This window comes from Acinetobacter sp. CIP 53.82 (assembly GCF_000369465.1).
Taxonomy (GTDB): Bacteria; Pseudomonadota; Gammaproteobacteria; order Pseudomonadales; family Moraxellaceae; genus Acinetobacter; species Acinetobacter indicus.
Genome location: NZ_KB850045.1, coordinates 839,300 through 858,387 on the forward strand (window position 1 = coordinate 839,300; position 19,088 = coordinate 858,387).

General features: G+C 43.8%; 24 protein-coding genes. 13 read left to right on the forward strand and 11 right to left on the reverse strand.

What is annotated here, in order from left to right; all coding sequences use genetic code 11:
- Window positions 1-1,140: a bifunctional 2-methylcitrate synthase/citrate synthase gene (prpC, locus tag F905_RS04540; protein WP_005177738.1), complete on the forward strand. Its 1,140-nt coding sequence runs from the start codon at window positions 1-3 to the stop codon at window positions 1,138-1,140.
- 76 nt (window positions 1,141-1,216) lie between these two features.
- Here the strand turns inward: prpC and F905_RS04545 are convergent, their stop codons facing one another.
- Complete coding sequence (locus tag F905_RS04545; RefSeq protein ID WP_005177741.1) at window positions 1,217-1,837, reverse strand: hypothetical protein; 621 nt, start codon at window positions 1,835-1,837, stop codon at window positions 1,217-1,219.
- Between the two features lie 74 nt (window positions 1,838-1,911).
- Window positions 1,912-2,394 (reverse strand): CinA family protein, encoded by a 483-nt coding sequence (locus F905_RS04550; RefSeq protein WP_005177742.1) that lies wholly within the window; start codon window positions 2,392-2,394, stop codon window positions 1,912-1,914.
- Window positions 2,395-2,603: 209 nt separating this feature from the next.
- Between F905_RS04550 and F905_RS04555 the strand changes: the two genes are divergently transcribed.
- The 4 genes from F905_RS04555 (at window position 2,604) to F905_RS04565 (ending at window position 4,250) form a co-directional block, all read left to right on the forward strand.
- Entirely contained in the window at window positions 2,604-2,837 is a 234-nt protein-coding gene (locus tag F905_RS04555) for a hypothetical protein (RefSeq protein WP_005177745.1), read from the forward strand.
- Between the two features lie 177 nt (window positions 2,838-3,014).
- Window positions 3,015-3,158, forward strand: a complete 144-nt coding sequence (locus tag F905_RS15480) for a hypothetical protein (protein WP_005177747.1) — start codon at window positions 3,015-3,017, stop codon at window positions 3,156-3,158.
- Between the two features lie 118 nt (window positions 3,159-3,276).
- Window positions 3,277-3,609: a hypothetical protein gene (locus F905_RS04560; protein ID WP_005177749.1), complete on the forward strand. Its 333-nt coding sequence runs from the start codon at window positions 3,277-3,279 to the stop codon at window positions 3,607-3,609.
- Between the two features lie 404 nt (window positions 3,610-4,013).
- On the forward strand, window positions 4,014-4,250 hold the full coding sequence (locus F905_RS04565; RefSeq protein WP_005177751.1) for a hypothetical protein: 237 nt from the start codon (window positions 4,014-4,016) through the stop codon (window positions 4,248-4,250).
- A gap of 376 nt (window positions 4,251-4,626) precedes the next feature.
- Here the strand turns inward: F905_RS04565 and F905_RS04570 are convergent, their stop codons facing one another.
- From F905_RS04570 to F905_RS04580, 3 genes are all read right to left on the reverse strand, one after another.
- Window positions 4,627-4,974: a four-helix bundle copper-binding protein gene (locus tag F905_RS04570; protein ID WP_005177753.1), complete on the reverse strand. Its 348-nt coding sequence runs from the start codon at window positions 4,972-4,974 to the stop codon at window positions 4,627-4,629.
- A gap of 38 nt (window positions 4,975-5,012) precedes the next feature.
- Entirely contained in the window at window positions 5,013-5,252 is a 240-nt protein-coding gene (locus F905_RS04575) for a DUF2171 domain-containing protein (protein WP_005177756.1), read from the reverse strand.
- A 255-nt stretch (window positions 5,253-5,507) separates the two neighbouring features.
- On the reverse strand, window positions 5,508-6,062 hold the full coding sequence (locus F905_RS04580) for a cytochrome b (protein ID WP_005177758.1): 555 nt from the start codon (window positions 6,060-6,062) through the stop codon (window positions 5,508-5,510).
- Window positions 6,063-6,556: 494 nt separating this feature from the next.
- On the opposite strand from F905_RS04580, the gene F905_RS04585 reads away from it, so the two are divergent.
- Window positions 6,557-7,717 (forward strand): MFS transporter, encoded by a 1,161-nt coding sequence (locus F905_RS04585; protein ID WP_005177761.1) that lies wholly within the window; start codon window positions 6,557-6,559, stop codon window positions 7,715-7,717.
- Between the two features lie 48 nt (window positions 7,718-7,765).
- Here F905_RS04585 and F905_RS04590 read toward each other — a convergent pair whose 3' ends face one another.
- The gene (locus F905_RS04590; RefSeq protein WP_005177763.1) at window positions 7,766-9,253 is read right to left on the reverse strand and encodes an amidase; all 1,488 of its coding nucleotides are present in this window, start codon (window positions 9,251-9,253) and stop codon (window positions 7,766-7,768) included.
- Between the two features lie 197 nt (window positions 9,254-9,450).
- On the opposite strand from F905_RS04590, the gene F905_RS04595 reads away from it, so the two are divergent.
- The gene (locus F905_RS04595; RefSeq protein WP_034597534.1) at window positions 9,451-9,942 is read left to right on the forward strand and encodes a hypothetical protein; all 492 of its coding nucleotides are present in this window, start codon (window positions 9,451-9,453) and stop codon (window positions 9,940-9,942) included.
- Between the two features lie 65 nt (window positions 9,943-10,007).
- On the opposite strand, the gene accC is transcribed toward F905_RS04595, so the two are convergent.
- The 3 genes from accC to aroQ are packed head-to-tail and all read right to left on the reverse strand — an operon-like array spanning window position 10,008 to window position 12,284.
- Entirely contained in the window at window positions 10,008-11,372 is a 1,365-nt protein-coding gene (gene accC, locus F905_RS04600; RefSeq protein ID WP_005177767.1) for an acetyl-CoA carboxylase biotin carboxylase subunit, read from the reverse strand.
- A 17-nt stretch (window positions 11,373-11,389) separates the two neighbouring features.
- Complete coding sequence (accB, locus tag F905_RS04605) at window positions 11,390-11,812, reverse strand: acetyl-CoA carboxylase biotin carboxyl carrier protein (protein ID WP_005177770.1); 423 nt, start codon at window positions 11,810-11,812, stop codon at window positions 11,390-11,392.
- Window positions 11,813-11,828: 16 nt separating this feature from the next.
- On the reverse strand, window positions 11,829-12,284 hold the full coding sequence (gene aroQ, locus F905_RS04610; RefSeq protein ID WP_005177772.1) for a type II 3-dehydroquinate dehydratase: 456 nt from the start codon (window positions 12,282-12,284) through the stop codon (window positions 11,829-11,831).
- Window positions 12,285-13,347: 1,063 nt separating this feature from the next.
- On the opposite strand from aroQ, the gene F905_RS04615 reads away from it, so the two are divergent.
- The 6 genes from F905_RS04615 (at window position 13,348) to F905_RS04640 (ending at window position 17,470) form a co-directional block, all read left to right on the forward strand.
- Window positions 13,348-13,605, forward strand: coding sequence for a hypothetical protein (locus F905_RS04615; RefSeq protein ID WP_005177774.1), 258 nt, complete (start codon window positions 13,348-13,350; stop codon window positions 13,603-13,605).
- Window positions 13,606-13,608: 3 nt separating this feature from the next.
- Window positions 13,609-14,355: an ATPase gene (locus F905_RS04620; RefSeq protein ID WP_005177777.1), complete on the forward strand. Its 747-nt coding sequence runs from the start codon at window positions 13,609-13,611 to the stop codon at window positions 14,353-14,355.
- A gap of 496 nt (window positions 14,356-14,851) precedes the next feature.
- A complete protein-coding gene (locus F905_RS04625; protein ID WP_016658158.1) occupies window positions 14,852-15,268 on the forward strand; it encodes a YeeE/YedE family protein in 417 nt (138 codons plus the stop codon).
- Between the two features lies 1 nt (window position 15,269).
- Complete coding sequence (locus tag F905_RS04630; RefSeq protein WP_005177782.1) at window positions 15,270-15,692, forward strand: DUF6691 family protein; 423 nt, start codon at window positions 15,270-15,272, stop codon at window positions 15,690-15,692.
- Window positions 15,689-16,564: an MBL fold metallo-hydrolase gene (locus tag F905_RS04635; RefSeq protein WP_005177784.1), complete on the forward strand. Its 876-nt coding sequence runs from the start codon at window positions 15,689-15,691 to the stop codon at window positions 16,562-16,564. Before F905_RS04630 ends, F905_RS04635 begins: the two co-directional genes overlap by 4 nt.
- 141 nt (window positions 16,565-16,705) lie before the next feature.
- Window positions 16,706-17,470 carry an alpha/beta fold hydrolase gene (locus F905_RS04640; protein WP_005177786.1) on the forward strand — a complete coding sequence of 255 codons (765 nt, stop codon included), beginning with the start codon at window positions 16,706-16,708 and terminating at the stop codon, window positions 17,468-17,470.
- A gap of 13 nt (window positions 17,471-17,483) precedes the next feature.
- Here the strand turns inward: F905_RS04640 and F905_RS04645 are convergent, their stop codons facing one another.
- Together F905_RS04645 and F905_RS04650 are read right to left on the reverse strand one after the other, a co-directional pair.
- Complete coding sequence (locus F905_RS04645) at window positions 17,484-18,446, reverse strand: M15 family metallopeptidase (protein ID WP_005177787.1); 963 nt, start codon at window positions 18,444-18,446, stop codon at window positions 17,484-17,486.
- Complete coding sequence (locus tag F905_RS04650; protein WP_005177790.1) at window positions 18,443-19,087, reverse strand: hypothetical protein; 645 nt, start codon at window positions 19,085-19,087, stop codon at window positions 18,443-18,445. Before F905_RS04650 ends, F905_RS04645 begins: the two co-directional genes overlap by 4 nt.
- Window position 19,088: the final 1 nt, after the last annotated feature.

Genomic DNA, 19,088 nt, shown 5'->3' on the forward strand with positions numbered 1-19,088 from the left:
ATGGCTGAAGGAAAAGTACTGACTGGCGCTGGATTGCGCGGACAAGTCGCAGGGAAAACCGCATTATCGACGGTTGGAAAAAGCGGTGCGGGTCTGACCTATCGTGGTTATGACGTGCAGGATCTGGCAGAAAACTGCCAGTTTGAAGAAGTCGCTTATCTGATCTTTTTTGGTGAATTACCTACCACCGAACAGCTAACCAGCTATAAAGCCAAGCTGAAATCTTTACGTCAGTTACCGGATGCATTAAAAGAAGTGCTGGAGCGTATTCCGGCCGATTCACATCCCATGGATGTAATGCGTACTGGCGTGTCGATGCTTGGCAATCTGGAAACCGAACAGACGTTTGATGTACAGCAAGATGTTGCCGACCGTATTCTGGCCGCTTTACCGGGCATTATCTGTTACTGGTACCGTTTTAGCCATGACGGCGTACGTGTTGATGAAAACACCGATGATGATTCAATCGGCGCGCAATTCCTGCATCTGTTACGTGGAGAAAAACCAAATGAGCTGCATGAACAGGTGATGAACGTGTCATTAATTCTGTATGCAGAGCATGAGTTTAACGCGTCCACCTTTACTGCACGCGTGTGTGCATCGACCTTGTCTGATATGCATTCATGTATTACCGGCGCGATTGGTTCACTGCGTGGTCCACTGCATGGCGGTGCCAATGAAGCGGCCATGGAAATGATTGAAAACTGGACCTCTCCAGAAGAAGCTGAGCGTGAAATGCTGGGCATGCTGGAGCGTAAAGAGAAAATCATGGGCTTTGGTCATGCTATTTATAAGGACAATGACCCGCGTAATGGCATTATTAAAGTCTGGTCAGAGCGTCTGGCCAAAGATGTGGGTGATACTGTACTTTATCCGGTATCGGTCCGCTGTGAAGAAGTGATGTGGCGCGAGAAAAAACTGTTCTGTAACGCAGATTTCTTCCATGCTTCGGCTTATCACTTTATGGGTATTCCGACCAAGCTGTTCACGCCAATCTTTGTGATGTCGCGTGTGACCGGTTGGGCGGCGCATGTGATGGAACAGCGTGCGGATAACCGTATTATTCGTCCAAGTGCAGATTATACCGGTCCAGAACTGCGCAAAGTGGTGCCAATTGCAGAGCGTACCTCGGCGGCTTAATCTGCCGTGTACTTGAATAAAGCCTCATCTGAGGCTTTATTTTTTGCTGCTATATTTTTTCGCTCCATTTTTGCTGTTATTGAGAGTTGCTGAGCAGAACCGGATCTTCAATTGGATAGCCCATTTCAAACGGAATACCTAAATATTTTACAGTCACCAGCATTTTGGACTGCTGCGGGATGTTATAGGCCTGGTGAATGTTCAAGCCTTGCTTGTAACTGGTGGCTTGCTGGACGGTACTGCGGAAGTTCCCTGCATCAACACGATAACAATACTGCCACTGTGGCACCGGTTCCGTACCATTAATCCAGTCGGCACTACGTTTGCTACTGTGCAGAACCTTAATTTGTGCCTGTTGCGTACTGACCTTGGTTAAGGGTTTTAGGCGGTTTTTAATTTTGGCCAACTCGGCATTAAAGCGGGTAGGCTGCTGGTCATAGTCAATCTTTTTGGTTTTGGGGTTAATATACAGTGAGTTGACCTGAACCAGCTGATTCGGCTGTTTAGATTTAAAGTTGTAATAATACAGCTGCGGCAAACGGCCACGGCCATCTTCATAATGGCGCAGCAAATAGACTTTTTGATCTTTCTGATCATAGCCCAGCACTTCAATTCGTTGCTGGCCGCCGACGGTGGCAAAACTGATGATGGGCAGACAGGCCAAAGCAGAAAATAAGAATGGTTGAACCAGTTTCATACTTCGACTCCACATTGCAGGATATGGTTTTACTTTAAGCTAAAATCATGGAGAAAAGATGAGAAACAGTGTATCTAAGCAGGTGAAGATAGAATAAGTGCCAATACTTCCTGTGCCACCAATTGGGTCAGCTGATCCAGCCGTTCAATCGGGCTGCCATCCAGCAGATAATGAAAATTATGCAATTGCTGCTGATAGTGAATGGCAATATAAAAAGTGCCTTCGGGTTTCTCTGCAGAGGCGCTGCCACCGGGTTTTAGCAAGCCGGTACAGGCCACCACAATATTGGCCTGTTTAAACAGAGCCTGGCCATGCAAGGCCATCTGCGCGGTAATTTCTGCAGACTCCGCCGTGTAATGCGCAATCAGTGCCGGATCAATCTGTAACAGATTGGCTTTAATGCTCGGGTCATAGCTGACCAGTGCCCCGAGTAAAATATCTGCGCCGCTATTCTTATAAATTGAAAACTGACTGCATAAATAGCCTGAGCTGGCACTTTCAATAAAAGCAATGGTCAGTTGCTGTTGTTCTAGTGCATCACAGCAGCGTTTCAGCATGATGAATCTCCATTTCTTCTTCTTTTCCAAGCGATTTTAAGCGAGATCAGCCTCAATCTTGTTGCGGATTCAGGCATTTAGCACTAAAGATCGCGCGTTCCAGTTTCAATTGTATAGCAGTTAGGCGAAACTCGAAATTATCGGTTTATTCCGTTGCAAAAGAATGGTAAAACTAAAAATAAAGTGCTTAGTGAAAGTAGGTTAATACAATGAAAACGATTGTGAAATATATGGTCTTAAAAGACCTCGACTACCAGTTAGGAACCTTACTTTTCCAGGAAGAATTACAGGCCGATGCTTTATATTTTGACCAGATTCCTGAAGTAATTTCTTATCAGAACCATCAGTTTAAAGTGATTAGTAAAGAACTGAAACGCGTCCAGAACGCAGCAGAGCCAGAAAACCTGCAACGTATTATTGTCAAAGTCGTGACTGTGGCATAACACGGAAAGTCGCCTGCGGGCGGCTTTTTTTATCTACCTTGTTTTTAAAAACTGTTGCAATAACAAAGCCTGAATTAACAAGAAAGCTGAAATATTGACCAAAGCCATACAGCGCGGCTGTCTTAAATCATGAACAATAAAAACAGTTCAACACAACAATAAAGACAGGAGTCGATGATGGCTAAACCAGAAAAAACCTCGAATGAAAAGACCCAGCAACAGCAACCTCAACCCAAGACCGATTCACAAGTGATTCCAAATAAAAAGAATCCGCATCCACAACATCCAAGAGATAAACAGGATACCGCCGTGCAGCGCTAAGTCTGGGGGATGCTTATCCATCAGCTCCTAATTTCTCATAGTTAAATCAAACGTGTTGCAGGACAGGAAGCGTCAGTATAGCGCAGAGCTCGCAGCAGTTTGATCAAGGAGATGCAAGATGAAGATCGGTTTATTATTTGGCATGTTTGCCAGTTGTACGCTGATGGCATGTCAAAGCGTACCTTCTACACCAGCACAACAGGTAGATGTGACCAAGTCCTTAGGTTTAAAGCAGTGTGAGGGGGATGATCCCAAAGTGCGTTTACAGCAGCTGAAAGAGCAACTGCAGCAGGCCGGGATAGAAGTTTATGATGAAGCACTCGGGCATGATGGTCTGGTACATATTACCGTGTGTGGTGCCAGTACCGGCCAGACTGCCATCTTTACCATTTCGGCCACACAACTGGGTGCGGCGCAAGGCCTGGGTTATCAGCTAACGCCAGCACCTTAGTCAAGAAAATGTGACAAGTAACGTTTTGAAATTACTTTGAAAAATATGACTTGTTGTTTAAAAAAAATAAAAAAATGGAAGCTTTTGCCAATGCTGGAAATCCAGGAAAATAGGACAATTTTAATCAGGAAATATGCGCTGTAAGTTCTTATTTTCTCTTGACTTTCCTCTTTATGAGTTTGGGTCCATACATCCCTCGTATGGACTCTTTTTTTTGTTCAGTTTTTAATAGAAATGTAATTTATTAAAATATTTTAAACAATGGTAAAAATCGAGCAAAGCTAAATAACTGATATTTTTTATATTATACATATATATATTATTTTTTCTATATTCTTAAAAATGAAACTTTTGCTACTTATATTTAAAACTAATGAATAAAGGTTAAAGTGAGGTTAAAGCAGATGAACGATGTCAGCTTGGAGTTTTTAAATCAGGCCATTGATAAGTGCCTAAAAGAAGGCAAGAAACCGAAAAAACTACGTTTGGGCTATAAATTGTATGCGCATTTTATGCATGATATGCGTTTTTCCAAGGAAGTCCGAGATTCTGCACTCGATCCGGACAAGCGCCGTTATCGTGGAATCAAGCTAAAAGTGACCCAGGATGAGTATGAATTAAGTTTTGTGGAAAAAGAATAATCCGTATTTTTAAATAGATAAAAAAGTAAATGTTATTTTTTGCTAATTTTAGTGATAGAAATTTAATATAAATTACCAAGTATTCTGGATTTATATACATGTAGGGGATGTATATTATAAATAGGTGAGCTTTTGTAATATAATGCAATTGGTCATATCACTATTTCTTGGTATAAGAACAGAACAATAATAAGAAAGGAGTATGGATATGAAAGTGAATACACGACGGTCTTTAGATATTACGGTTCTGGTGAGTGCTTCATGTATTATCACCTGTCTGATTTACTTATTAGGGCAAAACAGAGTCGTGCTCTTTTAAAAATAAAAACCACCTTCGGGTGGTTTTTATTTTCCAGTTGAGATTCGTTAAACCATATTAACCTTCAATCTGACAGGCTTCTGCGCAGGCACGACAGGCGCGGGCACAGTTTTGACAATGTTCATCTTCATGCTGGCCACATTCTTCGGCACACAGTTCACAGGCTTTGGCACACAGGTCCATGGCTAAATGATGTAGCTCCGAGTTGCGAATTTCAAAGGCAACACAGAGTTTGCAGGTTTCAACACAGTCCAAACAGCGCTGGATGCAGGTTCGCATCATCTGCACATGTTCTTCGTGTAAACAGGCATCTGCGCAGCGTTGACAAGCAACAATGCATTCCAGACAGGCCTGTATTGAAAGCGAAGATTGTTGAACGGATGAAAGATGCGGCAGCTGATTCATAAGCAGATCCTCGAATAAAGTCCGGTTGATATCAAAATTTATTGCGGTATTTCAATCCAGGTTTCTTGTACTTCTTGCAGGTTTTTAATCAGGATAATGCGCTGCTCACAAATATCACCCACCCAGGATAGCGGGATCAGATGTGCTTTGCCTTCGGCATCCTGACTTAATTGGATTCGATCTAAATCCAGAAACTGTTCAATTTGGCCCAGATGAACGCCGTTAGCGGTAAAGACCTCCGCATGTTGTTGCAGTTCATGATGACGAAACTTGGCCATACTGCTGCCTCAAGAACAGGATTTTTTCACTCTAATGCAAGCTATCGCACAAAAGATGAAAAGCAATAAAAGCGATACAAATCAGCGGCAGATATTCACGTCGTATTAAACGGTTACATGCTTTTAAATAGAATAAAGAGAGGTGTGGGTTTTATTTATATACAAGGGTATTTTATTTATGACAGTTTTGTCCTATTTATATCAGACAGTTTAAGTGGATAAACTACCTGATTTATTCTGATTTAAAACCGATATTTATTTATCGCTCGAAATCATACTTTTTAGAACATGATCGCGGTCAATAAAATGATGTTTTAATGCCGCCAGTACATGACCTATCAATAATAGGCCTGCTGCCCAGGATAAATAGATATGTAAGGGTTTAACGATGGCTAACAGCTCCGGATTGGCTTGTACCATTCGTGGAATTTCAAACAGATAAAGTACCGGTGCCGGATGACCGGCGCTCCAGCTAAATAAACAGCCGGTAATCGGCAAGGCCAGTAGCATAAAGTACAGAGCTAAATGACCCAGATGAGCCAGTTTTTGCATAAGTGGTGACATGGTGTCGGGGAGTTTTGGCACCGGATGGGTATAGCGCCAGAAAATCCGGATGACAATTAGGAAGATGAGCGTGGTGGCAATATTTTTATGCAATTTAATGACATCGCCTTTAAAGCTGCCATCTGCTTCATAACTCAAAAAGTTACCGCTATAAAAACCAATAATCCAGGCCGCTATAAAAATAATTGCCATAAGCCAGTGCAAGACTTGGGCGGTGCGGGTGTAGTAGAGTGATGTGTTATTCATATTCTAGAAGAGGATAAAAAGATCCGTTTTATCCTAATCTGTTCTTGTTTGCTCGGAAACCGGACAAATCCAACGTAGCGTTCCAGATTTGGGGGGATCACACATTCATTCGATGACGGGTGATATGACAAACGAAAAAATTTGTGACTTATATAAACAATCGCAAGAGCGCTCATTGATCAATTCTGAGCTTCGATAAGAAGCTTGTAATAGATTGCGCTACTAGACGATTTATTGAGTTAAATCGCCCAGATGATCAGTGATCACGAAAGATAAGGGGCTTCTGGCTGCATATTAAATGATCTGCATCTGATCTCATCTTGAGGATTTCTTTTTTCAATCTGTTGAGTTGCGTCACAAAGCAAGTGCTAAAATACTGAAATTCGGCAGAGTTTCTCAGCAGTATCCTCAACTGCAAGCAAAGGAAAATACATGCAACCCAATGCACTCATAAAGTTCCATCACAGATTTAACATGCAAGGATTGGGCGGCTAATGCGATCACTTGCAATCAGTACACGGCTCGGTGGTTTCTACTTTTTCTATTACGCCATTGTTGGCACATTTATGCCATTTTGGAGCCTGTATCTGGAAGATCAGGGCTTCAATTATCAGGAAATCGGGATTCTGTCTTCCATTGCAATTATCACCCGTTTTTTTGCCCCTTTTATTTGGGGATGGATTGCCGATAAATCCGGTAAACGCATGTTGCTGGTGCGTATTGCCACCTGGATGGAAGCCTGTATCTGGTTCATGCTGTTTATCATTCCGAATAGTTTTCAGTCAGTCGCGTTGCTGATGCTAATTTTTAGCTTTTTCCAGAATGCCATTTTGGCCCAGTTTGAAGGGGTGACTTTATTCTGGCTGGGCGATCAACGTGAACAGCTGTATGGCAAGGTGCGTAAATGGGGATCGGTCGGTTTTATTGTTGCGGTATTTGGTATCGGTGCCTTGCTGGAAATTATTCCAATCTCCATGCTGCCGGTATTGTTGCTATGTATCGCGTTTCTGGCATTTATCTGGTCTTTTAGTATTAAAGAACCCAGCGCTGCACCAAGTTCCCAAAAACAGCTGGAGCCTTTGTGGCCAGTGTTAAAACGGCCTGTAGTGGCCTGTTTTTTCCTCATTGAGTTTATTCTGCTATTTTCGCATGCGCCGTTTTACAGTTTTTATAGCAATTATCTGAGTCAGGCTGGTTTTAGTACTTCAATAATTGGTTTGTTATGGTCAGTAGGCGTGATTGCGGAAATTATCATGTTTGCTTATGCAACCTTTTTCCTGTCGCGCTGGTCATGGCGAACGCTGGTGATGGCCTGTTTGCTGCTGACCGGTTTACGCTGGATTGTTGTTGGTTTGGTACCTGACAGTTTTATCGCCCAGTTTTTTGCCCAGACCATCCATGCCTTTAGTTTTGGCTTATTCCATGTGATTGCGATGCGGGTGATTTTTCAGAATTTTAGCTTGGGGCAGCAAGGGCGAGGGCAAGCCATCTATAGCACTATGTGGGGTATGGGTGTGGCGTTGGGAAGTATTCTGGCCGGTTATTATTGGGATATTTTTTCAGGGCAAACGGTCTTTATCTGGGCTGGCTTATCTACATTGCTGGGCTTGTTACTGGTCTTTGGTTTGCCGAAACAGCTGCAAAAACAGGCGTAGAAAAAGCCGGTCATATCGACCGGCTGTTGAATCAGGATATTCAAGTCTTTAAATTTTGATGTGTTGATATTGCGGGAACCACGGTTGAGCCTGTTCCAGTTGTGCAGCCAGTTGTAGTAATACATCTTCACGGGCAAAAGGTGCAATAAACTGAGAACCTAAAGGCAAGCGCTGTTTATTCCAGTACAGCGGCACAGACATCGCCGGTAAGCCGGTAATATTGGCCAGCTGGGTAAAAGGTACCCATTTCAGGTTTTCCCGTACAATCTGATCGACCAGTTTGCCTTGGGTTAACAGATGTGCCTGACCGACTTTCAGCAAGGCTTTTAACACCGGTTTTTGCCAGGCTGGGGTTTTAACTTCGCCATTCTGGGGAGCTACCGAGGCTGTGGCTGGGGTCAGATATAAATCATACCGGTCAAAGAACTGGTTCATTTGCGTGGTATAAACGCCCCAGTTATTCAGGTTGTGAATATAATCCAGCGCAGAGGTTTTGGCGCCAAATGCGGCCAGCGCCAGTGAATCCAGTTCAAAATCATCATCACGTGAAGGATACTGCGCGCGAATCTGGCTGAGCATATAAGAGAACTGGCTAAACCAGGTGGTAATAAAATCTTTGGCTAGTTGCATGCCATCAATAGCTGGCTGATCTTCAATTACTTCATGCCCAAGGCTGGTTAAGAGTTTTACAGTGTGCTCAATCGCCTGAATAGCATCTTTAGATACAGCGGTGCCAATTGGAGAGCGGGTGCTAAACGCAATTTTCAGTTTTTTTGGTGCTTGCTGCATCAGCTGCAGATATTGACCTTCCGGGCGCTGAATCTTAAATAAAGAGCTGTGTTCTTCGCCGTGGGTTGCATCAAGCATGGCAGCGCTATCCCGGACGCTGCGCGTCAACACATGCTGAATGGCGGCGCCGTGCATAGCCTCACTCATTGAGGGTCCCCATGGTGTGCGGCCACGACTCGGTTTTAAACCGAACAAGCCGCAATAAGAGGCGGGAATACGAATCGAGCCACCGCCATCGCCGGCACCGGCCAGTGACACAATACCGGCGGCCACAGCAGCCGCAGAACCACCCGATGAGCCTCCACTATTATGTTTTAAATGCCACGGGTTTTTACAGCTGCCCCAAGCATCCGGTTCGGTAATGCCTTTGATTCCGAATTCAGGAGTGTTGGTACGGCCAAAAGTCACAATTCCGGCCTGTTCCCAACGATTGACAATTTCAGCGTTTGTTTCGGGAATATAGCCCATTCTTTTTAAGCCTTGACAGCCATAAGAAGTTGGGTAGCCCGCATATTCCTGAAACAGGTCTTTGACCAGAAAGGGTACCCCAGCAAATGGACCAGACAATGGTCCTTGTACGCGTTGCTGGGCATGTTCATGCATCGGAATAATAATTGCATTCAGGCTTTTGCTTTGTTCGGCGCGTTGTACGGCCAGTTCCAGCAGTTCCGATGCCTGAATTTCTTTTTTTGCCACTAATTCGGCCAGCCCCAGACCATCATATTTTAAATATTCTTGTAACTTCATTTTCAATCCTGAAAATATAAATTGTCAGAAACTGTTGTAAGAGATTTTACGCAAAGTTGCAAGGCGAGATTAAAATTTAAACAGTAAAAATTAGCGATTTTGGGGCTTAAAAAAATTGTTGAGTTATGTTTATGCACTAAGTTTATTGCAAAAAATATGCTAACGTTAGCGGGTACTTTATATCATTGAATCAATGTATGAAAAAACTTTATCTCACCAGTTTAATGTTAGTATGTTGCACTGCCGTGATGGCCAATGAAACAAAAACGACAACAACAAATAGTGCTGCCGCAACCGCTGCAAAAGCGCCTGTCAATGCCAATACCGTTCGTGTCATTACCCGTCCTGAAATTGTGGGATTGTGGGGCATGGAAATTCCAAATAACCGCAAATGTATTGAATATTATAATTTTCGGGGTGATAACGATGTCATTATCAAAAGCGGTCAGGAATGGTCGTCTGGCATCTATGACTATCAGCCGGCAGAAGATCCGGCCAGCAGTTTACCTGCCTTAATCATGCAAATTAAATATGACAATAATGAGGTCGATTGTTCCGGTTATCAGGAAGATCAGACCGGGGAGATTTCACAATATTTTGTGCAATGGAAAAACCCGCATACTATTCATTTCTGTAGTAATGAAAAAGCCGAACAGTGCTTTGCCACTTTGCGCCGTGTTTTGCCTTAAAGCTGAAATTCAGCCATAAAAAAACCGCTGAAATCAGCGGTTTTTTTATTTTCACAAGGAAACGCTTAGGCTTCCTTGTTGGCACCTTCAAGCTGCTTTAACAAATGCTTTTCCAGGTAGTGAATATCCATTGCCTGTTTGCAGAAGTTTTCATCTTGCAAGATCAGATCTTTATGTAATGGAATATTGGTTTTCACACCGGTCAAAATCATTTCATCCAGCGCCTGACGCATGCGCGCAATACTGGTGCTACGGTCTTTACCATGCGCAATCAGTTTAGCGATCATCGAGTCGTAATAAGGCGGAATGCTATAGCCCGGATAGATATGTGAATCTAAGCGGATACCGGCACCACCAGACGCGTAGAAGTTTTCAATCTTGCCTGGTGATGGCAGGAAGGTTGATGGATCTTCCGCATTGATACGGCATTCAATGGCATGACCTTTCACCTGAACATCTTCCTGCTGAATGTCGAGGCCTAAACCACCGGCAACGCGCAGTTGTTGTTCAATAATATCAATACCTGTGACCATTTCAGTTACCGGATGTTCTACCTGAACACGGGTGTTCATCTCGATAAAGAAGAACTCGCCATCTTCAAACAGGAACTCGAAAGTACCGGCACCGCGATACTGCATCATCTTACAGGCGTTGACACAGGCTTCTAAAATATCTGCACGTGCTTGCTCTGGCAGGTTTGGTGCTGGTGCTTCTTCCAGAACTTTTTGATGGCGACGCTGTAAAGAGCAGTCACGGTCATACAGATGGATGGCATGGCCGTTACCATCGCCCAGTACTTGCACTTCAACGTGACGAGGCTTTTGCAGGAAACGTTCCATATAGACCGTATCATCACCAAACCACATTTCCGCATCACGCTGCGCCGCTTGTACCGATTCCAGCAGGGTATCGACACGTTCAACAATACGCATACCACGACCACCACCACCGGCAGCTGCTTTAACAATCAGTGGAAAGCCGATTTCTTTGGCTTCAGCCAGGGCATTTTGTGGTGTTACTGCATGGGCAGAACCTGGTACCGTCGGTACGCCGGCTTTACGCATGGCGGTAATGGCAGAAACCTTGTTCCCCATTAAGCGGATGTGTTCTGGACGCGGACCAATAAAGATAAAGCCTGAGCTTTCTACAATTTCGGCAAATTCCGCATTTTCAGACAGGAAACCATAACCCGGGTGAATGGCATCAGCACCGGTAATTTCTGCTGCGGTAATAATCGCAGGAATATTCAGATAACTGTCGCTGCTCGCGCCCGGACCGATACACACGGCTTCATCACAGAAACGTAAATGCATCAGGTCTTTATCGGCATCGGAATAGATACCGACAGTTTTGATTCCTAAAGTTTTGCAGGCCCGGGTGATGCGAAGCGCAATCTCACCACGGTTTGCAATTAAAACTTTTTGCAACATTGTGAGTCCCCGTGGTCTTAAGCGCGGTAGCGGAAGAGTGGTTGACCAAACTGAATCACTTCACCATTTTTAACTAGAATTTCTTCAATCACGCCGCTTTGAGTTGCTTCAATCGGGTTCATGATTTTCATGGCTTCGATAATACCTAAGGTTTCACCTGCAGAAACGGTTTGACCGATTTTCACAAAAGGTGCTTCACCTGGGCTTGGTGCTGCATAGAACACGCCAACCATTGGAGAAGTTTCAACTGCGCCACGTGGAGAAGATTTCGGTGCTGATGGCAGATCTGCTGCTGGAGCAGGCATTGCCGGAACTGCTGCCGCTACTACTGGACTGCGACGAGTAAGCGCAATCGCCTGATCGCCTTCTTTAACTTCAATCGCTTGTAAGTCAGATTCAATCATCAGGTCGATGAGTTTCTTGATTTTACGGATATCCATGAGACAGTATTCCTAATTAAGATTGCGAAGTGAGTTGAATTTTTTCGATAACGTAGTCAAGTGCAGCAGCATAGCCTTTTGCACCCAATCCGCAGATCACGCCTACAGCTTTATCGGACAAATATGAATGATGTCTAAATGCTTCACGTGCATGCACGTTAGACAGATGGACTTCAATAAACGGGATGGCAACGCCAAGAAGTGCATCACGTACTGCGACTGAGGTATGGGTCAGGGCTGCAGGATTAATAATGATGAATTGAACGCCTTCTTGACCTGCCTGATGAATTCGGTCGACAATGGCACCTTCCCAGTTACTCTGGAAAGTTTCTAGCGAAAATGATGCATTTTGCGCTTGTGTCATGAGCTGCTGATTTATATCCTCAAGGGTAAGGTGTCCATAAACCTCAGGTTCTCGCTTTCCTAGCAAATTTAAATTCGGTCCATGAATAACCAAAATGGTTGAACTCATCCAGCCTGCTCCAATTAATAAGTTGCAAATAGTCTTTGCAAGATGTCTGCAAAGTTTGCTTATTATGGCATGAAATTCCACATTTTTTTTATAATTTCTTTAAATTTACGTGAAAAGCATGTCGCAAAATATGGCTATATCATGCAAACTTTGCATACAATTCGCAATGTTAAAAGATTCCAAATTTGCACGAAATTACGGTTTTTTACATTGTAATGAGAATTGACCAAAACCATTCACAGGTTTGCCGCAAAATAGTTTGATGAGTTTAAGCCCAAGTAGATGGCCTGCATGTGCATCCGGTTTTATCTCTGGATTTCCCCCGGAATGCTATCCCTGAATTTGGGGAGTTTTTATCCTCCTCCTGATTTCTATATTGAATTGGCCGCGTTTTAAAATTTATACCATTCAATATATCTGCTGAGAGGTTGCCGCTATAGATTCTGTTTTATCTGGCTTTAAACTACCGTGTTGCTATCTTTATTTATTATTGAATTACAAATATTTATCTTTATTCTGTGCTTGGGATATAGTAATTCGATCAGTCATTAGCGTGCTGTTTAGATCAGTTTAGCATGTGCTTAATAGTTGGGCTGATCTTTCAGATAGAGGGTGTATTCGAGTATTTAAAGCACCAATAGGAAAAGAGCAATCCTGATCATGGATAGTCATTGTGACGAACACGAGAGCAGGTTGAAGTCAAAAGCGTTAGATTTATTTTCAGGAAGTCATTGACCAATTCTTTCATTGAAAAAGACAGTTTCGTGTCTTTCTGTACGAAAGCCGTTCAGGCAAGGTTGGCAAAATTTGATAGTTCACGTATTGCCTAAACTGATTTGGCGAGTAGGGCCTTGATTTTAGAATTAAAAAATAACAGTATTGCTTTAATTAAGGGGAAATCTTCTTAAAAGCGACAAATATCTTAATTTAGCCTAAGTAAGACAGATCTATCTAATTCAGCCTGTGACAACTCTGTATCGGCGAAGTGCTGTATAAATAGACAAATAGCCCTGATGTGCTAAGATAAAGACATATTACACACAGTGTGAATAGGAGTTGTCCAATGACAGCTTATACGATTATGAAAGCAGGCAAGGTGGAGGATGATATGATTCCAAAACTGGCGATTCACGCATTTCGTGATGCCTTTAAGCAGGCATGTGCGTCTTCAACTGTGGTGTATGTGAAAGATCAGCAACTGGTACAGCGCCAGCCGAATGGTCAGGAAAGCGTAATGAAAGATGTATCGGCGGCTTATCGTAGTGCGCAGCATCTTCCAAAAACCTTGACACGCAAAAAGAAATTACAGACCGTTCACTAATTTATGCCACAACCCCGCATCAGAATGTTTGCAGGTCCGAATGGTTCAGGAAAAAGTACCATTAAGGAATATTTGTTGCCCCATCATATTGGGGCATATTTAAATGCAGATGAACTCGAATATCAGCTTAAACACTCTGCAGTTTTGCATTTGGACCATTATCATCGGGCATTGAATGCAGCTGCTTTAATTTCCTTTCTAGAACAAAAACAACGACCGCAGGCAAATACATGGGTGCCTTTATTACGTCAGCCACCGGTACTGATTAGTGCAAGCTGCGTACAGTTTGATCCTGCGGAAATCGACTCCTATTTATGCGCGCGTATTATTGATTATATTCGCCTGGAGTTTTTACGTTTAAAGGTGAGTTTTACCTTTGAGACGGTGATGTCGCATATTTCCAAAGTGGAATTTTTACATGAGGCAAAACGTCAGGGATTTAAAACCTATCTGTACTATGTTTCCACGGTTGATCCGCTGATTAATATTGCACGGGTGCAGTATCGCGTAGAGAAGGGCGGGCATGGCGTGCCTGAACAGAAGATTAAACAGCGTTACTACCGCAGTATGGATTTATTAATGCAGGCGGTGGATGCCACAGATCGAACCTACTTTTTTGATAACTCGACGGATGGTCAAGCCGCATCTTTTCTGGCCGAGATTGAAAATGCCGAGCTGTTAAAAATAAATCCCGAGGCGCAGGTGTTGCCAGAGTGGTTTGTAGAGAAAGTTTTAAATGCTTTTGAGTAAGTCAGTTCACTTGGATGGGTACTCATCTCTATTTCTGATCAGCAGCTTTAAAATGCCAAGAAATTAAAGCCAAACTACATAATATTCTGCCGAAGTACAAAATTCCCCGAGGATATATTCGGGGGATTTGCCCAACTATCAAGATCAGCTAATTAATTCACATGATTTTTCTAGCAAACTGTTTTCCATTTACGACCTGTAAGGCGGTTTATTAAACTAAAATAGTCTTTATCCAAGTCCTATTTTTAGAGATGTGCTGGCCGCGCTAAGCCTCTAGTCAGTGGAAGCTTTTTTATTTTCCTTATTTTTTAAACGCTTCATTCTCATTCCTTTATCCCTAAAATAGCCTAAGCAATACTCTCCTTAATCAGCAAATGACAACGCAAAAGCCAGAATAAAGGAAGGGGGGAGGATGGTTAGCTCTTTGTAAGAAAGGATAGCTATTTATTGATATTTTATATATTATAAAAACATATAATGTTTTGGGTGTATGGCGATGCATGATTTCCTGATTGCGTTTTTAGGTGGTCTTTTATTAGGGGCCGCCGTGGTCGGCTATTTATATGTGAACGGACGAATCGCAGGGATTAGTGGTTTGCTGGCTCAGGTGATGCAGCCAAGCACCATCTTTAAAACACCGGCGCTGTGGTTTTTATTGGGACTGTTTGTTACGCCGTTTATTTATGGAATCTGGCAGCAGCCACAGATTGAACTTGACGCCAGACCACTCATGATGGTGGTGGCCGGTATTTTGGTTGGTTTTGGGACCCGTTTAGGTTCGGGTTGTACCAGTGGTCATGGTATTTGTGGAATCAGCCGTTTATCCAAACGTTCGATGGTAGCGACCTTGACCTTTATGCTGACGGGCGTATTGACAGTGTATGTCATCCGCCATATCACAGGAGCATTCTAAAATGAAAAATATCTGGGCGTTTCTATTTGGCGGATTATTTTCATTGGGCCTGATGATTTCGGGTATGTCCAATCCGGAAAAAGTACTAGGTTTTCTGGATATTTTTGGGGATTGGGATGCCAGTCTGGCTTTTGTGATGATGGGTGCCATCGCCGTGGCTTTTATTCCGTTTCAAAAGGCAGTACGTCAGGCCGAACCTAAGACGGTGTATCATGAGGCCATTGAGTTACCGCGGCAAAATCAGCTAGATTCTAAACTGATTATCGGCAGCGCTTTGTTTGGGATTGGCTGGGGAATTGCCGGCATTTGTCCTGCACCTAGCTTTACGTTAATTGGTTTGGGCTATTATCAGGCGCTGTACTTTATTGCTGCGATGATGTATGGCATGTATCTCCATCATCGACTTTTAGGGAAAAAATCATGACCGCTACGCCAGTTGTACAACATTTTTTTGACAAAGAGACCAATACATTCAGCTATGTAGTGACCGATCCAGCCACGCAGCAATGTGCAATTATTGATAGCGTCTTGAATTATGATGCGGCTTCAGCATCTACCTCGACTGAAGGTGCAGACGCAATCATTAGCTATATTCAGCAAAATAGCCTAAGCGTTGAGTGGATTTTAGAAACCCATGTGCATGCAGATCATCTGACCGCAGCCCAGTATTTAAAAGAAAAGCTCGGTGGAAAAATTGCCATCAGTAACAAGATTATTGTGGTGCAGGATACGTTTGGCCGTATTTATAATCTGGATTTGAAATATCTGAATGCGCATCAAGCCTTTGATTATCTGTTTGATGATCATGAGCAATTCAGTATTGGTGAATTAACGGCCTACAATATTCCAACACCAGGGCATACACCGGCCTGTTTAAGCTATGTGATTGGTGATGCAGTCTTTGTCGGCGATACCTTGTTTATGCCGGATTATGGTACTGCACGCTGCGATTTCCCGAAGGGTAGTGCAGAGCAACTGTTTGATTCTGTGCAAAAACTGTATAAGTTGCCAGCACAGACACGGGTATTTTTATGTCATGACTATCTGCCTGAAGGGCGTGAGGTCTTTATACACGAAACCAGTATCCAGCAGCAAAAAGCCGAGAATATCCATATTCACGATGGCACGCAAAAAGCTGAGTTTGTAGAAATGCGTAATCGCCGTGATGCCGGTTTATCGATGCCAAAACTGATTCTGCCTGCCATTCAGATCAATATGGTGGCCGGACATTTCCCTGAACCGGAAGCCAATGGCACGCGCTATCTGAAACTGCCACTCAATTATTTCAACAAATAAACTGGATCGGCCAATGCTTTCGTGCAACTGGCCGATATTTTTGGCCTGATACAAAATAGCCTAAGCAAAAATACAATTTTAATAAAACACTTATCCTATAATATCGAGAAAGCCAAAACCGATGCATACAAGGAATCAAAAATGCTGCTCAATTTCCAGACTTCACAACAACATCTATCAAGCACCGACATTCCGGTTGTTCTTATTCATGGTTTATTTGGCAGCCTGAGTAATTTGGGTATGTTGGCACGTGCGTTACAGGAACGTTATCCGGTCATTCAGATTGATGTGCGTAACCACGGAAAATCGGAACATTGCCAGAGCATGAGCTATACCGAGATGGCGCAAGATGTACTGGAAACCCTGGATGCGATTCAGGTACAAAAATTTATCGTGATTGGCCATTCCATGGGCGGAAAAATTGCCATGCAACTGGCTGACCTTGCACCAGAGCGGGTAGAAAAACTGGTAGTGCTGGACATGACCCCATTTGCCTATCAGGAAAATCATCATGATCAGGTGTTTGATGCGCTATTTGCCGTCAAAAAAGCACAAGTAGAATCACGCCAGAATGCCACCCAGATTATGCAGCAGCATTTGCGTGAAGATGCGGTGATTCAGTTTTTGATGAAATCGTTTAGTAAAGGGCAGTGGTTATTTAATGTCGATGCACTTTATGCATCTTATCCGAAAATTTTATCTTGGCAGCCAGTCCAGGTGGATGCACCAAGTTTATTTATTCGTGGCGGTGCATCTCCATATTTATCTAAACCGGAACACTATGCTGCCATTGAACAGCAGTTCAGTCAGGCCAGCATTGAAACTGTTGAAAATGCGGGCCATTGGCTGCATGCAGAGAAAACTGCTGAAGTGGTTGATAAAATCCAGCAGTTTTTATCTGCATAAGCCCGGTATTGTTTTAATCAAGTGCATTGGCCATCAACTGACCTTCCGAGGTCAGCTTTTCTGCCATTTCCCGGGTTTTCTTTAAGCCTGGCATCCGGTATTCGGTATGGCCATAATCTTTAATGGATTTCCAGCGGCCACCCCAGGTCAGGCCGACCGACTCCGCCACCTCACCATACAGTTCATAACCGCGCATTGCCCACGGGTCACGCTCGGAAATTACCACTTTGCCATTGCGTTTAAAGGCCACATCGGCGGCTAAACCAAATTGATGATAGCTTTGATAACCACGGGCACGGGTGGTGTTTTTATTTTTGGACAGCGAGTTTTGTCGCTCCGGACTACGATACCCCTCCAATAGCACCAGCTCATAGCCATGGCGTTCTTTCATGATTTTAAACACCATCAGCAGGCGCTGTTTATAACGCGGATTCATCTTATGCCACTTTCGGTCAGCGCTCACAATTGATGGATTGACATGAGAATGAGCATGTAGATCTTCCACCGCTGGATCATAACTATGCTGATCTGCCGGCACAGACGCCCACTGATTTTCCAGTTGCATGGCCTCAACCACGGCGGCTTCAACCAGTGCTTCTTCTACTTCAGGTGGTGGCGACAGCATTTCACCTTCAAGCAGGGCATAAACTTGAGGATCGACTTCTCTTAAATAGTCGGCTTCAATTTTGGTGGCGCTAATCGGGCGGGTAAAGGCAAACAGGATGATGCTGGAAAACAGAAAAAATCCGGCAATCAGAATCCACCATTGCTGAATATGCCAATGGGTTTGAGTCTGTTCTGCTGCAGCCGCATGATTAAACTGTTGAGCCAGACTTTTCACCGAGCTCAACTGTTTTTTGCTGTTGGGAATAAGTGCCTGAAAACCGGATAATACCTTGGCCCGCAGTTCATAAGACAATAGCAGTGCCAAACTGCAGGCAACAAGCACAAAGGCAATAAAAATAACCGCAATCATGGATGAACGGCAGTGTCCTGTACGCTTACAGTTTCAACTTTTTCTACCGGTTTACGGGTGACCGAAATTTGGACACTGGCCTGTGGTGTTTCTTCTGGTTCTACGGCGGCCATTGGCACCACAACCGGTGCGGCCGGTTTAGCAGGACCAGCTTTGGCTGGTGCTGGAGCTGGTTTTTGTACAGATGGCTGTTTTGCTGTCGCCACAGGAGTACTGGCCATGTCTTGCGGAAAGTTCGGAGCTACACGCGCTTGATTTGGCGCAGGCTGGGCAGTAACTTTTGCTGGTTGATGGGCAAAGATTTTACTTAAATCACCATCATTGGGTTGCTGAAACTCAACCGGATGTTCAGCCTGCACATCTTCGAACTCGTCAAAACTGCCAGAGTGATCGGTCATCTGGTTTTTTAATTCTTCCAGTTCTGCCGGCAGTTCCGATGGAGTAGCCGCTGGCGCGGCCATTGCCTGAGTGGACTCTGCTAGTGTTGTCGATGGCTGGCCTGCATAAAAATAGGCATAACCGGCTAAACCGGTGACCACGACCCCCGCCACAAAACCGCCCAGACTATATAAAAGTGGCGACGGCGATTTTGGCTTGTTACTTTGTAAAATCCGTAATGAAGTTTGTTTTTCGTTTGCCATG

Excerpts from the sequence above, each read along its gene's own strand:
- F905_RS04650 (WP_005177790.1), bottom strand. The coding sequence starts at position 19,087 with ATGGCAAACGAAAAACAAACTTCATTACGGATTTTACAAAGTAACAAG.
- F905_RS04620 (WP_005177777.1), top strand. The coding sequence starts at position 13,609 with ATGCCACAACCCCGCATCAGAATGTTTGCAGGTCCGAATGGTTCAGGA.
- aroQ (WP_005177772.1), bottom strand. The coding sequence starts at position 12,284 with ATGAGTTCAACCATTTTGGTTATTCATGGACCGAATTTAAATTTGCTA.
- F905_RS04550 (WP_005177742.1), bottom strand. The coding sequence starts at position 2,394 with ATGCTGAAACGCTGCTGTGATGCACTAGAACAACAGCAACTGACCATT.
- accC (WP_005177767.1), bottom strand. The coding sequence starts at position 11,372 with ATGTTGCAAAAAGTTTTAATTGCAAACCGTGGTGAGATTGCGCTTCGC.
- F905_RS04545 (WP_005177741.1), bottom strand. The coding sequence starts at position 1,837 with ATGAAACTGGTTCAACCATTCTTATTTTCTGCTTTGGCCTGTCTGCCC.
- F905_RS04590 (WP_005177763.1), bottom strand. The coding sequence starts at position 9,253 with ATGAAGTTACAAGAATATTTAAAATATGATGGTCTGGGGCTGGCCGAA.
- F905_RS04555 (WP_005177745.1), top strand. The coding sequence starts at position 2,604 with ATGAAAACGATTGTGAAATATATGGTCTTAAAAGACCTCGACTACCAG.
- F905_RS04625 (WP_016658158.1), top strand. The coding sequence starts at position 14,852 with ATGCATGATTTCCTGATTGCGTTTTTAGGTGGTCTTTTATTAGGGGCC.
- F905_RS04570 (WP_005177753.1), bottom strand. The coding sequence starts at position 4,974 with ATGAATCAGCTGCCGCATCTTTCATCCGTTCAACAATCTTCGCTTTCA.
- F905_RS04575 (WP_005177756.1), bottom strand. The coding sequence starts at position 5,252 with ATGGCCAAGTTTCGTCATCATGAACTGCAACAACATGCGGAGGTCTTT.
- F905_RS04640 (WP_005177786.1), top strand. The coding sequence starts at position 16,706 with ATGCTGCTCAATTTCCAGACTTCACAACAACATCTATCAAGCACCGAC.
- accB (WP_005177770.1), bottom strand. The coding sequence starts at position 11,812 with ATGGATATCCGTAAAATCAAGAAACTCATCGACCTGATGATTGAATCT.
- F905_RS04595 (WP_034597534.1), top strand. The coding sequence starts at position 9,451 with ATGAAAAAACTTTATCTCACCAGTTTAATGTTAGTATGTTGCACTGCC.
- F905_RS15480 (WP_005177747.1), top strand. The coding sequence starts at position 3,015 with ATGGCTAAACCAGAAAAAACCTCGAATGAAAAGACCCAGCAACAGCAA.
- F905_RS04560 (WP_005177749.1), top strand. The coding sequence starts at position 3,277 with ATGAAGATCGGTTTATTATTTGGCATGTTTGCCAGTTGTACGCTGATG.
- prpC (WP_005177738.1), top strand. The coding sequence starts at position 1 with ATGGCTGAAGGAAAAGTACTGACTGGCGCTGGATTGCGCGGACAAGTC.
- F905_RS04615 (WP_005177774.1), top strand. The coding sequence starts at position 13,348 with ATGACAGCTTATACGATTATGAAAGCAGGCAAGGTGGAGGATGATATG.
- F905_RS04565 (WP_005177751.1), top strand. The coding sequence starts at position 4,014 with ATGAACGATGTCAGCTTGGAGTTTTTAAATCAGGCCATTGATAAGTGC.
- F905_RS04580 (WP_005177758.1), bottom strand. The coding sequence starts at position 6,062 with ATGAATAACACATCACTCTACTACACCCGCACCGCCCAAGTCTTGCAC.
- F905_RS04645 (WP_005177787.1), bottom strand. The coding sequence starts at position 18,446 with ATGATTGCGGTTATTTTTATTGCCTTTGTGCTTGTTGCCTGCAGTTTG.
- F905_RS04635 (WP_005177784.1), top strand. The coding sequence starts at position 15,689 with ATGACCGCTACGCCAGTTGTACAACATTTTTTTGACAAAGAGACCAAT.
- F905_RS04630 (WP_005177782.1), top strand. The coding sequence starts at position 15,270 with ATGAAAAATATCTGGGCGTTTCTATTTGGCGGATTATTTTCATTGGGC.
- F905_RS04585 (WP_005177761.1), top strand. The coding sequence starts at position 6,557 with ATGCGATCACTTGCAATCAGTACACGGCTCGGTGGTTTCTACTTTTTC.